Genomic DNA, 15,021 nt, shown 5'->3' on the forward strand with positions numbered 1-15,021 from the left:
TTATGCAATTATATTGACGCGATTTTACCCAATTTGGACTTATTTGTATCTTGCGATATCTTTGGGCTCTTTGGCATTGAACTCATAATCGAGTATCTTCATCTTTGCCGAGTGCAGCAGGATACGCTTGGACTGTGTACGGCTTCCGTACTGTTCATCGCCCACAACCGGATGGCCGATATGCGCCAGATGCACTCTGATCTGGTGTGTTCTGCCTGTTGTGATATCGATCTTGACTTTGGACTTCTTCCCCTGTACCTCTTCAGGATGTACGACCGTATGTGCTTTTTTGCCGCGTATAGGGTCGATCATGGAGAAAGCCTTTCCTTTCTTGACGGTGAAAATGGGTTCATCGATCTCCATCTTTTCATAGATCACGCCATCCACCCACGCTACATAATGTTTCTCTACTCTTCTGTTTTTGAATTCCTTGACTGCTTTTTTGATGAACTCCTCATTACGCCCAAGCAGCAGTACACCGGAGGTATCACGATCCAACCTGTGCAGCAACTCCGCCCCCTCAATGGCATCCTGTATTTCGTAACTGTCCACCTGTGCCGGTTTGTTCACAGCAATGATATCTTCATCCTCATAGAGAATCTCAATATCTTCAGGGTACTCGATACGGAATCTCGTCTCCGTATTGATCTCTGCCCTTGCGATCCTGACCTTTCGGTCATCTACAAACACGAGTCCTCTGTCTATCAGCTCTTTTGCCTTGTTGTTGGAGATACCCTGCTGTTGTGCCAATACCTTGTATGCTTTATCTGTAGCCATTTTTATCCTTGTTGTTAGGGTTGTGTTTTGTACCCTTATATTGTTTCAAGCCACGCTTCAAACTGCTCTGTACGCGGAAATTCGACGATTTTTATCTTGCTGTTCTGTCCTGACTTGAAAACGATATCACCTTTGCTGACTTTGAAACTTTTCGCAAGGAACTTTACCAATTCTTTATTTGCCGCACCTTCGACCGCCGGTGCCTTAATACGTATTTTGATCGCATCATCTCCATAGATCTCACAAAATTCATTTCTGCTTGCCGCAGGCTGTGCCTTGATACGCAGACTGACTTTTGTATCATGAACTTCATAGAACATCCTCTCATCCTTGCAATTTTTTACTACTATGAGCAAAAAAGAGTTATCATTACACCATATTTTATGCTATAATTAATATGTAATTATAACCAAAAAAACGGAGGTAACCCCATGAAAAAATTTCATTTAGCATTTTTAAGCATCACTGGTGCAGCTGTAATCGCAATGACAGGCTGTGCTTCAACAGGAACCAGTACAACAACGGATGGTGCATTGATCGGTGCAGCCGGAGGTGCTTTGGTAGGCCAGGCAGTCGGACATAATACCCGCTCAACGCTTGCAGGTGCAGCTATCGGTGGTCTGGCAGGTGCTGCCATCGGTGCCAATGAGGAACAGAAAAACAGAAGATACTATAGAGATGAGTATGGGTACACCTACTACATCGGCAGTGACGGTAGACGTTATTACCAATAAACAAGCAGGCGGGTTTACCCGTCTACATATCTTTTGTAAGTGCATCCTCGATACTTTTGTAAATGGGTGCAATATTTGTACGTATTTTGATGTGTGTAGGTTTCAGTACCGCGTGCTGCAAAAGCCTTCTCGATAGATTAAAAGCCTCTACAACAGCGATACCTTCCACTGCTTCAAAAATATCTTTCTGGTTGAAGTAGTGCTTTCCTGAAATGATCTTACATCCAAACTGTGCCGCTTCTGCCGCATTGTGTCCGCCTATGGGTTCAAAAGCACCTCCCAATATGACGATATCTGAAATCGCATAAAGGTTGACCAACTCACCTAACAGGTCTACGACTACAATATCACTCTCTATCGTCTTATTTTCTGAATACTTCTGCATGCTCAGGCCATGTGCTTTGGCAAAAGCTTCAGCCATCTGTACCACCTTCCTAAAACGTTCAGGATGCCTCGGGACCAGAAGCAGCCTGACATTCCCTTCCTGCTGTTTCAATGCTGCATAGGCTTCAAGGATCAAACTCTCCTCCCCATCATGTGTACTTGCCCCACAGAGAAGCAGACCTTCCGGTTTCACCAGCTGCTTCGTAGGAGAAGGCAGTTTGGAGAGCTTGATGTTTCCCGTAACCGTTACATTTTTGGCCCCCAGTGACTCAAGGCGTGCTTTGTCTTCATAGGTCTGTGCATAGACTTCATCGATATGTTTGAATATCTGTCTGTAAAGCCATGCCATCTTTTGATATTTGGGAAAAGAGCGATCACTCATGCGTGCATTGATGAGCAGTGTTTTAGCCCCTTTTCGCTTTGCAAGGGCAAAAAGAAGATACCAAAACTCCGCTTCCATGACCAGCAGGACCTTCTGGGGTCTCATCCAGAAAAAGAGCAGGGGTTCAAAGGGAAGATACCTGCTCTCTTGAGTATAGTCGCGTATAGCATCAAAACCTGTCTGTGTTGTCGTACTCATACGTAAAAGTTCTTCGGGCAATGCATCCACAAGCGGTTTGATCGCTTTTGCTTCCCCGAAAGAACATGAGTGGAACCAGACACCATTTGGTTTGAAAGGTTTATTTTTCCATAAAAAGAATCGTGCAGGAATGGATCGTCGGTATTTGGTTTTGAAGGAAAAAAGAAACAGAAAGGGAATGGCTAAAAAATAAATGAGGAAGGAGAGTAATGAATAAAAAAAGAAAAATATTTTATCCACTCTAACTCCATTCGCGTAGGATGGATTCATCCACCATAAGAAGCTATTTCAAAGGTAGGTAAACCCACCCCTACTGTAGCTTATGCCTCTTCAGTAACTTTTTCAATATAAAGAATTCTGCCGCAGTGAGGACAGTTGACGATCTCGTCACCTCTAATCACTTCTGCATAGCTTTTGTCATTGAGTTTCATAAAACATCCGTAACATGCCTGTTTCTTTACAGGAACAACTGCGGTATTGCCTGCCCAGATACGGATTTTCTCATAAAAAGAAAGTACCTTCTGCTCAATGTTTCTGCTGAGTTCTTCTCTCTGAATGAAAAGATCGCTTTTACTTTTTTCGATCTCTGCTTTTTCAAGGGAAACTTCACTGTTGATCTCTGACAGTTCAGCAGTCAAAAGCTTCACTTTAGCTTCTGCTTCGGCAAGCAGCTCTTTTTTTGTTTCATTGATAGCCTGAAGTCTTTCGATCTCTTCATTGGCAAAGGTCATCTTCTCTTTGGCGATATCTTCTTCGAGAGAAAGTGCTTTCATCTCTTTTTCGGTTGAGATCTCTTTGGATTTCTTTACATTGGACGCCAACTGTTCATTCAGGAACGTCAGTTGCTCGTTAAAGGCTTTGATCTTCTCTTCGTTATCTTCAATGGCAGAAGTAAGTGCATCCACTTCAGACTGGGCAGCATCCAATTTCTTCTGTACTTTTGCTACTTTTTTGTCAGCGGCTTCAAGCTGCGGATTGTAACTGTCGATCGCTTTGTCAATTTTTGAAAGCTCTATCAGTTCTTGTAAATGTTTGTTCAATCTCTATCCTTTGGGGGTTTTGAGGGTTTTTTCAAAGTGTTTCCATATGAAACGGGTTTTTAGAATTCGCAATTATAGCCAAAATAGGTAAAACTTTCAATTCAGCCAAAAGTACTTCGGCAAAAAAGCACTCGCTTTCATAATGCCCGATGTCCACCATCATCAACTCTTCACTCATAGCTTTCATTGCATCATGATACTTGATATCACCCGTCAAAAAGCAGTCTGCCTCAACCTCATTCATAAGTGATGCACCCGCTCCAGTGGTCATCGCAATGGATGTTATCTTCTCTTTTTTGCCGATCACTTTAAGAGTCGGAAGCCGCAGTTTTTCTTTGAGCAAAGCAAGCAGTTCATGGTAGTGCCATTCACCTTCTGTCATACAGATAAAAGGTTCCTGGGATGCCATTTCAAACCCAAGGACTTTTTCGAAAACATAACGGTTCAGGTGCGTCTGGTCAAAGTTGGTATGCAGTGCGATAAGTGACTGTTTTTTCAGTATCATCTTCTCAAGGAGGTTGGAAGGGTACTTGGCAAAATCAAGCTGCGTAAGGTTACCGAATATCAGCGGATGATGTACTACAAAAAGGGTACCTTCTTTGGCTTCTTCTATCATGTCACTGTCGATATCCAGTGAGACGACGATCTGCGGGACCTCACGTTTCATCTCACCGACGATCAGTCCGGAGTTGTCCCATTTCTCCTGGAGTTCAAAGGGGGAAAGTTTGTCCAGAAAATCATATACTTCCTGTAGCTTCATATTATTCCTTCGTAGGGTGCTGTGCCCTCACAGCACCTTTCTATTGATATATTATTTCATTGGTGCCGTCAGGGGACAGCACCCTACAATAATCCGCAATCTATGTACCACGTACTCTTTGGTTACGCTCCTCTTCCTGCGCTTTATACAACTGCGCACAACCGATGGAAAGCTCACGCACTTTCAGAATGTAGTTCTGTCTCTGCGCCTGAGAGATCGCTTTTCTGGCATCCAGTACATTGAAGGCATGCGATGCGATCATACACTGGTCATAGGCAGGAAGCGGTAGTCCTGCTTCAAGACAGAGCTTGCACTCATTACTGGCATCTTCGAAATGTTGAAAAAGTTTTTCTACCGTTGCAACTTCAAAGTGGTATTTGGAAAATTCATATTCGCTCTCTTTGTGCACATCCGCATAAGTCGTCACTTCATCACCATTCCTGTTCCAAACGATGTCAAATACCGACTCCACCCCCTGAAGGTACATTGCCAGTCTCTCGGTACCGTAAGTGATCTCCACGGCTACCGGATCGCAGGTGATCCCTCCTACCTGCTGAAAGTAGGTGAATTGTGTCACTTCCATACCGTCAAGCCAGACTTCCCAGCCAAGGCCCCAGGCACCCAGTGTCGGTGATTCCCAGTTATCCTCGACAAAACGGATATCATGTTCTTTGAGGTTGAGGCCAAGATACTCCAAGGATTTAAGGTAAAGCTCCTGGATATTGTCCGGACTCGGCTTGATCAATGCCTGGAACTGGTAGTAGGCACCAAGCCTGTTAGGGTTTTCTCCGTAACGTCCGTCGGTCGGACGACGCGACGGTGCCACGTAGGCAGCTGCCCACGGCTTTGAATCCAAACTTCTCAGCAGTGTAGCAGGGTGAAAGGTCCCTGCTCCCGCCGGAATATCATACGGCTGGACAATATTGCATCCCTGCTCTGCCCAGTATTGTTGGAGTTTTAGTAATAGTTCACTAAATGTTAGCATGCTAATTCCTTTTTAAAATGTTTTTTGTATTCATGTGTAAACCATTGAACGTCATTCGTATATATTTCATCAAAGTATTCACCTTTATATCTCTCTAAACCGAACTGTACTTCATTCTTTTCAATTCCACGTCGCCACCGTGCTACACCATCTTTATATACTACACAATAAATAAATTTATACTCTCTTTTATTTACACTATTATCAGAGAATATTTCTTCGAGTACGGTCTTTCCATTAGTTAACTTTTTAGTTATTTGTTCCCTATCAATTTCACTGTATTTTTGATTTTTAAACTCAATACAATAAACTTTTTCCCCATCTATTAAAAGAGCATCATAAGAAGCAGGCTGTTTTGTTGGGTATTGCTCTTTAACAATTTTATCAAAATCATAAACAAGTTGACTTTCATCTTGACACAAATAGATACTATTTTTATTATCAAAGCTAGTCTCTTTAAGAGTAGACACTTGTACAGAGAAATTAGACTCAAAAATAAATGTAGCATCAGCCATTTTGCAACTTTTCGCTATCCATTTCATCAAACACATCAAATGGCTCAGATAATTTCTCAAAAATTTTTGATAAAGTATCTGAATTGTTATTATCTACTTTATTAATATTTCCATTTTCTGCTAAATAAAAATCTGCCGTAATCTTTTCTCTTTCACTATATCGTTGCAGAGCTTCAATCATATAAGGGCTATGTGAAGTAACCAGTACTGTAATATTAGCTTTCACTAAGTTTGTAATCAATTCTGCGTATTTTATTTGCCACTTTGGATGCAAATGGACTTCAGGTTCATCTAAAATTAACAAAGATCTCTCATCAATGAACCCACTTTTTACTAACATTTGAATAATCCCAAAAGATTTAATCCCTGTTGCAGTGTTAATACTATTAAAAGTTTCTCCATTTGCTGAAATAAAAATAAAGTCTTTTGCTTTTTTGTTGTACTTAATATTACCTTTGATAATTCCAAATAATTGATTTACTAAATCATCTGTCGTTTCATCACTAAAAAACATATCAAAATCTGAAAAATCTTCAATATAAACTGACTCTTTTAATTTCGAAATTAAATCTTTAACATGCAATGTTGTATTAGGTCTTTTGTTCAATAAAATTCTGTCATCTTTCTCTACTTCTTCAAAGTATGTTTTTGAATTTTCTATTGATTCAAATAACTGCAACAAGACCGGTGTTTCGATAAAAGAAGCATCCGTAAAATAAAGCTCATCATAGATATGAAAATGTTTAACTTTATTCTTTGACATTTCAACATCAAAAATTATATTCTCGCCCTCTGTTCCCTTAATAAAAGAAGATTTTTGATCAAAATTTTGATTAGTTACTTTCCCTTTAAATTCTGAAATCAAAACTTTTTGAAATGCTCTCTTCTGAATTTCAGTTTTATTTTCTTTTGTTAATGCAATTTTTTTTAAATCCAATAATTTTTTTTCCGACTCAATGATTAGTGAAGCATCTTTTGTTTCTATCGAATCAAACAATGATTGTTGTTTCAATGTATCTAAGATTTTTAATCTTTCATCAATGGCGTTAATTAAAGAAGTTCTTTTAATATCTCTTATAAATGCTGGGGGATAAAAAATTTTTCTTATTTCAATATTCTTTGAATAATCAACTTTTCGTCGTAATTGAAAATAATTTTTTTCAATTAAAGAAAATATTCTTTCTTCTTTGCCTTCCTCTAAATCTTCTTTATATCTACTACTTGCTTTTATGATAGAAAATATTATCTTTCCAACTGTACTTTTACCAGTATTATTTTCTCCAGCTATTACAGTAAGCCCATCTAACTTAACATTAGCTTCCTTAATCATACCGATATTTTTTAACTGAAATTCCATACCTACCCTTTATTTGCAATATACAATTACAGTATCGTTTCGATCTCGGAAGAGTCAAGCTCTACTTTCTTTGCTTTGGAAATACGGTCTTCCTGAAGCTTGACTTTGAGCTCATCATCCTGAAGTGCCATGATCTGGATAGCAAGGTAGGCCGCATTGACCGCACCTGCCTTACCGATGGCTACAGTTCCGACAGGCATTCCGCCCGGCATCATGACTGTACTGAGAAGGGCATCTTCTCCTCTAAGCGGTCCGCTCTCCATTGGTACGCCCAGTACCGGCTTGATCGTACTTGCTGCAAGAGCACCCGCAAGGTGTGCCGCCATTCCCGCTGCCGCAATAAATACCTGCGTACCCTTTTCTTCAGCTTCTTTGATGTAGTTCTTTGTTCTTTCCGGAGACCTGTGTGCCGAAGAGATGATCATCTCATAAGGTACACCGAACTTTTCCAGGGTCTTTGCACTCTCTTCCATAATAGTGTAGTCGCTTTTGCTTCCCATTACGATCGATACGAATTTCATTTGCTTCCTTTTATGTTGATTTTGGTTCAAGATTCATAGGAGTGGACTCCTCTATGAGCCCTTTTTTCTCCAGTGCCTCGGCGATCTTTCTTCGAAGAATCGTATAGCCCGGTAAAGGCGTAGGCAGAACCAGTGCATTCAGATTACCGCTGTGTACGCATTCCAGTTCTTTGCCGTCGACTGTGACGATCTTTTTGAACGTCAGCCAGTACTGTCCGTTGACCTCATCTATCTTTCCATATTCATTGTCGACGAGTTCCACACTTGCTCCCACAGGCAGAACGATCTCAACAGAGTCGCCTGCACAGGTCTTGTCCTTGCATCGCCATGTCGTACCATCTTCTCCAACAAGCCCGGCCACCTGATGTGTTCCGTACTGGATGGAAAATTCATGAGACTCAGCATCGCTCTTTTCGAAGGGACGCGAGGTCAGGTAGGCATCGGTAAATCCGCGGTTCTGTGTAGTATTCAGCTCTCTCTGGTAGCGTGAAGCATCAAAGTCTTTGGTATAGTAGTCATCGATGGCATGACGGTACGCCTTTGTAACCACCCCTGCATAATAGGGTGACTTTGTACGACCTTCGATCTTAAGAGAGTCGATCACACCGCTGTCAAGTATCTCATCGATATGCGAAGCCATGTTCATATCTTTGGCATTCATGATATAGGTTCCGATCCCCTCTTCCTCATCGAGTCTGAAGGTCGTCCCGCTTTCGGGATTGTGGGCATAAACTTCATAGGGGAAACGGCAGTCGTTCGCACAGGAACCTCTGTTGGGAACGCGCCCTGTCTGCAAAGCCGAGATAAGACAGCGTCCCGAGTAGGCGAAGCACATCGAACCGTGCACAAAGACTTCGAGTTCCAGATCGGGGATCACCGATTTGATCGCTTCACAGTCTTTAAGGCTGATCTCACGTGCCACGATGATACGCTTCACACCCAGATCATAATAAACCTCCGCATCCATTGCATTCATAACGTTGGCCTGTGTAGAGAGGTGAATGGGAATATCCGGTGCGATCCTTTTGGCGATCTTGACTACCCCGGGACTTGAGACGATAAGCGCATCAGGCTTCAGCTCTGCCATTTTGGCGATGTGGTTCTCATAAAGCCTTATCTGCGAATTGAACGGAAAGGAGTTGACCGTACAGTAGACCTTCTTGCCTCTCTCATGGGCATAGGCTATCCCTTGGGCAAAAGAATCCATGTCAAACTCTTTTCCCGAACGGATACGCAGAGAGAAAGTGCTGGTACCGCCATAGACGGCATCTGCCCCGTAGTTGAGTGCGATCTTCATCTTTTCAAGGTTTCCTGCGGGTGCTAAAAGTTCTACTTTGTTATGTGCTGTCATTCCTATCCTAACTGTTCAATCGTGCGCAGGCTGGGTTTGCCCACTGATAAATGGCTCTTATTTTACCCTATTAGTAGTAAAGAACAGTTTTTATGCTAAAATCATCACATGAATAAAAGAACACGAATAGATTTGCACAACCATACAGCACGCTGCAACCACGCTGAAGGCACTATTGATGAATACATCCAAAAAGCCATCGATCTCGGCATTGATATCTACGGTTTCTCTGAGCATGCCCCGATGGATTTTGATGAAAAATACCGCCTGCCTTTGTGTGATATGGATGCCTATGTCAATGATGTACTCTCTGCCAAAGAGAGGTACAAAGACCAGATCAAGATACTGCTCGGATATGAAGTGGACTGGCTTCCCGGACATATGGAGAAGAATGTACTTAATGCCGATGTGGATTACCTCATCGGTTCGGTACACTTCATCGATAAGTGGAGTTTTGACAACCCGGAATTCATAGGCGGCTGGAAGAACAGGGATATCGACGAAATATGGCAAGCCTATTTCGAAGCGACCAAGGCGATGGCCGATTCGGGAAAATTTGACATTGTCGGGCACCTGGATCTCATTAAGGTCTTCAAGTATCTCCCAAAGACCGATACCCGAATTCTTGCAAAAGAGGCACTTCAGAGCATTAAAAAGTCCAAGATGGTCATAGAGCTTAATACCGCCGGACTGCGTAAACCCATTGGCGAGATATACCCCTCAAAAGCACTGCTTCAGGAAGCCTATGCATTAGATATCCCCATTACTTTTTCTTCGGATGCACACAGTGTGGAGCAGGTGGGATTTGCTTATGAGAAGGCTGTAGCACTTGCAAAAGAGATCGGATACACCAAAGCTGTTACTTTTGAAGGCCGTGATAGGGAATTGGTTATTTTTTAGGCAAAAAATCTGAAAAAACTTAATGATTAGTGGCTATAATAGTAGATACTAAAATTTATAGGAGAAATTAATGGGTAAGTTCGTTAACAACATAGACGAGTTTTTTAAATACTGTGAGGAGAATGAAGTAGAGTTTGTTGATCTTCGTTTCACAGACATCAAAGGTGCATGGCATCACTTGACATACAGAATGAGTGCGGTAAACGCTGAAAACCTTGAGAACGGTTTCCCGTTTGACGGTTCTTCCATCGAAGCATGGCAGCCGATCAATGAATCAGATATGATCTTGAAAGCGGATGTACCGACAGCATTCCTCGATCCTTTTACAGCTGATTCCACGATCATCGTATTCTGTGATGTGTATGATATCTACAAAGGACAGCTTTATGAAAGATGTCCAAGGTCTATCGCCAAGAAAGCATTGCAGCATGCTGAAGAGATCGGTATTGCCGATGCAGCATACTTTGGACCGGAAAACGAGTTCTTCATTTTTGACCATGTAGAATTCACGGACAGTATCAATGAAGCGGGATACAGAGTTGACTCTGAAGAGGGTGAATGGAACGATCCTTCAAGATTCGATGATATAGGGAACATGGGTCACAGACCAAGAACCAAAGGCGGTTACTTCCCGGTTCAGCCGACGGATTCCATGGTGGATCTTAGAGCTGAAATGATGCTCCTTTTGGAAGAAGTAGGTCTTGAAGTGGTTCTTGGTCACCATGAAGTGGCACAGGCACAAGGTGAGATCGGTATCGTATTCTCTGACATCATCGGTGCAGCAGATAACGTCCAGAAGTACAAGTATGTCGTCAAGATGGTAGCACACCTCAACGGTAAATCTGCAACATTCATGCCAAAACCACTCTTCGGTGACAATGGTAACGGTATGCACGTACACCAGTCTCTCTGGAAAGACGGCAGCAACCTTTTCTACGAAGAAGGTAACTACGGTAACCTTTCGGAAATGGCAATCAATTATACAGGCGGTATCTTTAAACATGCAGCAGCTGTTGCGGCATTTACAAACCCGAGTACTAACTCTTACAAGAGGCTTGTCCCTGGATTTGAAGCACCATCTATCCTGACTTACTCAAGCCAGAACAGATCAGCTTCTTGTCGTATCCCTTACGGTGCAGGTGAGAAAGCAACACGTATAGAGATGCGTTTCCCTGACTCAACAGCATGTCCATATCTTGCATTTGCAGTTATGATGATGGCAGGTCTTGACGGTATCAAGAACAAAACTATACCGGTCGGTCCGATGGATGAAGATCTCTTTGAACTTTCTCTTGATGAGATCCGTGAAAAAGGTATCCCTCAAATGCCTCATACACTACGTGAAGCACTTGAAGGTCTTATCAAAGATAACGATTTCCTTAAGCCTGTCTTCACACCAGAGTTCCTCGATGCATATCAGCACTATATGTTCGAGAGACAAGTATGGCCAGACGAATCTCGCCCGACAGCATTTGAGTTCAAGACAACTTACTCTTGCTAGCACCTCTTCCCGGGGATATCTTTCCCGGGAAATTTCCCCCGGTACTGTCAGAAGACAATATCCTACATTTTCCCATACTAAATCTAATATTTCAATGGACGAATAACTTTGTCTCCTCCTCTTTTTTGAAGAAGGTAAAATATGCCCATAGTGTGGTGCCGTACACAAAGATAGAAAGTATCACCACACCGGTCGTCACCGCTTCAAAGAGTACTTTGTATTCGTAATCTGCCGGTATCATATGGACCAGGATAATGGAGAGTGCCCCTTTCATCCCAGAGAAAGTAAGGATGAACCATCCCTCAAACCCTACCGGCTTGATAGAATCGATCGTCTTGCCAAAGAAAGCGAACTTTGCCATAGAGAGTGCACGGATCAGTGTCGTGACAGCGAACATAATCAAAATTTCCATTCTGTAGTGCCACAATGTCTTAAAGTCCACCATCTCCGCCAACACAAAGAAGATCATGACCGCTGCGATATAACCGAATTCTTTCGCCATTTCATAAATATACTCCAGGCGCTCCCTGGTCGTTGCAACAACGGAACTCATACGCAAAGTACGCATAAAACTCTTGCGTTTTTTTTCTTCCGTCTCTTCGAGTACCATAATGTCCATATCGATCCAGGCTTTGGTAGCGATGATCGCAGTAATCAGCGTCAAAATACCGCTCACATGCATCTCTTCACCCAGAACATAGGCCGCATACCCTTCTATAACAAAGGCAAACAGTTCACCCCGCCTGTCCGAGAAAAGCTTCATCAGCATATAGAAAACGTATCCGATCACCAACCCCATACCGATACTTACGGCAAACACACGCAGAGCTTCAGTAGTTGCATGCAACGCATCGATCTGACCGCTCATCATCCAGGGGAGTCCTATGAAAAAGAACGCTATGACCGCTGTAGCATCGTTACCCAGTGATTCACCCTCAATAAGTACTTTGATGTCATGGCTTATCCCTTTGAAATGGGAAAGAACGGACTGTACAGAGACTGCATCGGTCGCCATATTGATCGCAAAGAGAGAAACATAGGCACCAAGCGTCAACCCTTCGAAGACATCAAGATAATAGAGACTGGCACCCACAGTAATGGAGAGTGCCACCGCGATCACAGCCAGATAGAAGATGCTCCAGCCATGTTTTTTGATATCGGAAAATCCAAGATGCAGCGCATCACCCATAAAAATAAGGGGAATACAGAAAATGATGATCGTATCGAAGTGTGCTGCCATGTCTATGGGAACTGCTGCTTTGAAATAGGTATAGATAAGGTAGGAGCCGATGAGAAGCAAAAACACGGAAGGTATCTTTATCTTGTTGGCCAGGGCATCTGAGAAGATCACCAGACTCAGTATGGTGATCAGCATTATTTCAGGGGCAAAACTGTGCATAATTCTCCTTTAAAATATTAAACCCGGAATTTGCAACAGCGATCAGTAACCTCTTGCATAATCCAAGTTAAAACATTGTACCACTGTCCCTGGAGGCGGGTACGACAGGTTCATTCCTTGTCGGATGCAGAGGATCGTCATTATTGACGGGTCCTTCCTTGATGACCTCATCGTCAATGTTGATCGTTTCTGCAAAAGGGCTCTCTTCCTCGGGGCTGATATCAGTATCATCATCCGGATGCTGTACCGGGGTATCTGAATCCCAGATATCCATGATATCCTCTGATGGAGCTGTCGTCTCTTCTGTTTCATGCTTCTCTTCAGGCAGAGGGGAGGTCTTGGTATAGAGCTCGCTTTTGCCTTTGTATTCTCCTCTGTAGACACCTTCGGGAATATCGAACGTTCGTTTTGTCTCAGGATATGCCTTGATCAGTTCTTTGAAGTAGTAGGCAAATGCCGGTGCCGCCAGCGCACCTCCTGTCGCTTTCTTGCCAATGGGCCTGTTGTTGTCGCGCCCGAACCAGGAGATCACTTCGATCGTTGGAGAGTATCCGCAGAACCAGGCATCAACGCCATTATTCGTCGTACCAGTCTTTCCGGCAAGCTCTATCCCCTGGACACGTGCATTTTTACCTGTCCCCCGCTTGACGACATCCATCAGTATGTCCGTCATCAGGTATGCCTGTTCGGGTGTGGTGAAATTGGCGATCTCTTTGGGCCGTGTTTCGTAAATGACCGCTCCCTCTTTGGAGACCACCTTGGAGATCAGTCTGGGCTCTATCATATGCCCGCCGTTGGCAAAGACCGAGAAGATCTGTGCCATTTTCATAGGAGAGAGGCCGAGATTCCCCAGTGCAATGGACATATCTCTGGGGATATGGGGCACATCGAGAAACGCCAGACGCTTTCGGATGGTACTCACCCCGATCTCCGAGACAAGGTTGATCGTTGCAAGGTTTCTGGAATGCACCAGTGCTTCCCTGAGCGGGATGAACCCTTTAAAATCCCTCTCGTAGTTCTTGGGTGCCCATACTTTGGGTTTGCCGTTCTCATAGTACTGGAACGTTCGGGCAAGGTCCGTCAGCGGACTGGCAGGGTTGTAGCCCATATCGAGTGCTGTCTGGTAAATGAAAGGCTTGAAGGCTGAACCGGGCTGCCTGAGCGTCTGTGTGGCACGGTTGAATGCCGACTTCCTATAATTCACTCCTCCTATCATAGCCAGTATATCGCCTGTTTTACTTTCCACAGCCACAAAAGCTGTATTGATGGTTGAGGTCTCCGGCTTTTCCCTGTATTTTTCCAATACTTTTTTATAGGCATATTTTACTGCTTCTCTTGCGATCTTCTGCTGTTTCATATCGATGGTCGTATAAATCTGGTATCCGGCGGTTTTGATATCATCCCCACGCCCTTTGAAACGCCTGATCACCTCATCCACGATATAGGGGGCGATGTTCTGTGTCAGCGAGGTTTTATAGACTTTTGGAGACTCTTTGACCGCTTTGAGGTACTCACTCTCCGTCAGCCATCCCAGACTTTTCATACGGTAGAGAACATTGTTGGCACGGTTGAGTGCACGCTTGTAATGTCTTATAGGGTTATAGTAACTCGGTGCATTGGGCAGACCGACTAGAAGCGCCATCTCTTTGAGTGTCAGTTCATCAAGTTCCTTGTGAAAATAGCCGTTGGCTGCCGTTTTGATACCAAAATAGTTGTTCCCGTAGGAGATTTCGTTGAGATAACGCTCGATGATCTGTTCTTTGGTCAATTCATGCTCGATCTTGAGTGCCAGTATCGCCTCTTTGATCTTTCTCGCCAGTTTTTTCTCGTTGGTAAGGATCTTGTTCTTGATCAGCTGCTGTGTCAGGGTACTTCCACCTTCCACGAACTTCCCGGCTTTGATATCTTTGACAATGGCACGGATAATCGCATCCGGATTCACCCCGCTGTGTTCAAAGAACTTCGTATCTTCCATCGCGATAAGCCCTTCGACCAGATGGCTTGGAAGCTCATCATACCTTGCATAGAGACGGTGTTGCTTGTTGAACACATACGCGAGTTTCTTCCCGTTCCTGTCCAGGATGACCGAAGAGATCTCGGGCTGATAATTGATCAGTTTGTCCGCATCCAGAGAGATCTCTTCATAGGCATAGATGAATGCCGCCGTCAACGCAACAATGAAGATGATCATCAAAATGATGGAGCCTTTGATCAAAC

At 43.4% G+C, this 15,021-nt stretch carries 15 protein-coding genes; 3 read left to right on the forward strand and 12 right to left on the reverse strand.

All coding sequences use genetic code 11. The features are described from left to right. Positions 1-39: 39 nt before the first annotated feature. Entirely contained in the window at positions 40-777 is a 738-nt protein-coding gene (locus tag YH65_RS09340; protein ID WP_046551626.1) for an RluA family pseudouridine synthase, read from the reverse strand. Positions 778-812: 35 nt separating this feature from the next. After that, the gene (locus tag YH65_RS09345) at positions 813-1,097 is read right to left on the reverse strand and encodes a DUF167 domain-containing protein (RefSeq protein ID WP_046551627.1); all 285 of its coding nucleotides are present in this window, start codon (positions 1,095-1,097) and stop codon (positions 813-815) included. Positions 1,098-1,208: 111 nt separating this feature from the next. Between YH65_RS09345 and YH65_RS09350 the strand changes: the two genes are divergently transcribed. Then, positions 1,209-1,511, forward strand: a complete 303-nt coding sequence (locus YH65_RS09350; protein WP_046551628.1) for a glycine zipper domain-containing protein — start codon at positions 1,209-1,211, stop codon at positions 1,509-1,511. 22 nt (positions 1,512-1,533) lie between these two features. On the opposite strand, the gene waaA is transcribed toward YH65_RS09350, so the two are convergent. The 8 genes from waaA to YH65_RS09390 form a co-directional block, all read right to left on the reverse strand. Beyond that, on the reverse strand, positions 1,534-2,715 hold the full coding sequence (gene waaA / locus YH65_RS09355; RefSeq protein WP_245609192.1) for a lipid IV(A) 3-deoxy-D-manno-octulosonic acid transferase: 1,182 nt from the start codon (positions 2,713-2,715) through the stop codon (positions 1,534-1,536). Between the two features lie 80 nt (positions 2,716-2,795). Continuing rightward, a complete protein-coding gene (locus YH65_RS09360) occupies positions 2,796-3,515 on the reverse strand; it encodes a zinc ribbon domain-containing protein (protein ID WP_046551630.1) in 720 nt (239 codons plus the stop codon). A 31-nt stretch (positions 3,516-3,546) separates the two neighbouring features. Continuing rightward, positions 3,547-4,275 (reverse strand): Nif3-like dinuclear metal center hexameric protein, encoded by a 729-nt coding sequence (locus YH65_RS09365; protein ID WP_046551631.1) that lies wholly within the window; start codon positions 4,273-4,275, stop codon positions 3,547-3,549. A 100-nt stretch (positions 4,276-4,375) separates the two neighbouring features. Beyond that, on the reverse strand, positions 4,376-5,260 hold the full coding sequence (glyQ, locus tag YH65_RS09370; protein WP_046551632.1) for a glycine--tRNA ligase subunit alpha: 885 nt from the start codon (positions 5,258-5,260) through the stop codon (positions 4,376-4,378). Further along, positions 5,254-5,775, reverse strand: a complete 522-nt coding sequence (locus tag YH65_RS09375) for a hypothetical protein (protein ID WP_046551633.1) — start codon at positions 5,773-5,775, stop codon at positions 5,254-5,256. Before YH65_RS09375 ends, glyQ begins: the two co-directional genes overlap by 7 nt. After that, positions 5,768-7,132 (reverse strand): AAA family ATPase, encoded by a 1,365-nt coding sequence (locus YH65_RS09380; protein ID WP_046551634.1) that lies wholly within the window; start codon positions 7,130-7,132, stop codon positions 5,768-5,770. Before YH65_RS09380 ends, YH65_RS09375 begins: the two co-directional genes overlap by 8 nt. A gap of 26 nt (positions 7,133-7,158) precedes the next feature. Beyond that, the gene (gene purE / locus YH65_RS09385; protein ID WP_046551635.1) at positions 7,159-7,653 is read right to left on the reverse strand and encodes a 5-(carboxyamino)imidazole ribonucleotide mutase; all 495 of its coding nucleotides are present in this window, start codon (positions 7,651-7,653) and stop codon (positions 7,159-7,161) included. Between the two features lie 10 nt (positions 7,654-7,663). Then, entirely contained in the window at positions 7,664-9,004 is a 1,341-nt protein-coding gene (locus YH65_RS09390) for a peptidase U32 family protein (RefSeq protein ID WP_046551636.1), read from the reverse strand. A 108-nt stretch (positions 9,005-9,112) separates the two neighbouring features. Here YH65_RS09390 and YH65_RS09395 point away from each other — a divergent pair, with 108 nt between their 5' ends. Then, the gene (locus tag YH65_RS09395; RefSeq protein WP_046551637.1) at positions 9,113-9,904 is read left to right on the forward strand and encodes a histidinol-phosphatase; all 792 of its coding nucleotides are present in this window, start codon (positions 9,113-9,115) and stop codon (positions 9,902-9,904) included. A gap of 70 nt (positions 9,905-9,974) precedes the next feature. Next, entirely contained in the window at positions 9,975-11,405 is a 1,431-nt protein-coding gene (gene glnA / locus YH65_RS09400) for a type I glutamate--ammonia ligase (protein ID WP_046551638.1), read from the forward strand. Positions 11,406-11,496: 91 nt separating this feature from the next. Here the strand turns inward: glnA and YH65_RS09405 are convergent, their stop codons facing one another. Beyond that, entirely contained in the window at positions 11,497-12,804 is a 1,308-nt protein-coding gene (locus YH65_RS09405; RefSeq protein WP_046551639.1) for a cation:proton antiporter, read from the reverse strand. A 67-nt stretch (positions 12,805-12,871) separates the two neighbouring features. After that, a complete protein-coding gene (locus YH65_RS09410; protein ID WP_425427570.1) occupies positions 12,872-14,995 on the reverse strand; it encodes a penicillin-binding protein 1A in 2,124 nt (707 codons plus the stop codon). Positions 14,996-15,021 lie beyond the last annotated feature (26 nt).

The organism is Sulfurovum lithotrophicum (genome assembly GCF_000987835.1).
Classification (GTDB): Bacteria; Campylobacterota; Campylobacteria; order Campylobacterales; family Sulfurovaceae; genus Sulfurovum; species Sulfurovum lithotrophicum.

Coding starts and splice junctions, on each gene's coding strand:
- purE (WP_046551635.1), bottom strand. CDS start 7,653: ATGAAATTCGTATCGATCGTAATGGGAAGCAAAAGCGACTACACTATT.
- YH65_RS09345 (WP_046551627.1), bottom strand. CDS start 1,097: ATGTTCTATGAAGTTCATGATACAAAAGTCAGTCTGCGTATCAAGGCA.
- YH65_RS09340 (WP_046551626.1), bottom strand. CDS start 777: ATGGCTACAGATAAAGCATACAAGGTATTGGCACAACAGCAGGGTATC.
- YH65_RS09390 (WP_046551636.1), bottom strand. CDS start 9,004: ATGACAGCACATAACAAAGTAGAACTTTTAGCACCCGCAGGAAACCTT.
- YH65_RS09395 (WP_046551637.1), top strand. CDS start 9,113: ATGAATAAAAGAACACGAATAGATTTGCACAACCATACAGCACGCTGC.
- YH65_RS09365 (WP_046551631.1), bottom strand. CDS start 4,275: ATGAAGCTACAGGAAGTATATGATTTTCTGGACAAACTTTCCCCCTTT.
- YH65_RS09405 (WP_046551639.1), bottom strand. CDS start 12,804: ATGCACAGTTTTGCCCCTGAAATAATGCTGATCACCATACTGAGTCTG.
- glyQ (WP_046551632.1), bottom strand. CDS start 5,260: ATGCTAACATTTAGTGAACTATTACTAAAACTCCAACAATACTGGGCA.
- YH65_RS09410 (WP_425427570.1), bottom strand. CDS start 14,995: ATGATCATCTTCATTGTTGCGTTGACGGCGGCATTCATCTATGCCTAT.
- YH65_RS09375 (WP_046551633.1), bottom strand. CDS start 5,775: ATGGCTGATGCTACATTTATTTTTGAGTCTAATTTCTCTGTACAAGTG.
- YH65_RS09380 (WP_046551634.1), bottom strand. CDS start 7,132: ATGGAATTTCAGTTAAAAAATATCGGTATGATTAAGGAAGCTAATGTT.
- YH65_RS09350 (WP_046551628.1), top strand. CDS start 1,209: ATGAAAAAATTTCATTTAGCATTTTTAAGCATCACTGGTGCAGCTGTA.
- glnA (WP_046551638.1), top strand. CDS start 9,975: ATGGGTAAGTTCGTTAACAACATAGACGAGTTTTTTAAATACTGTGAG.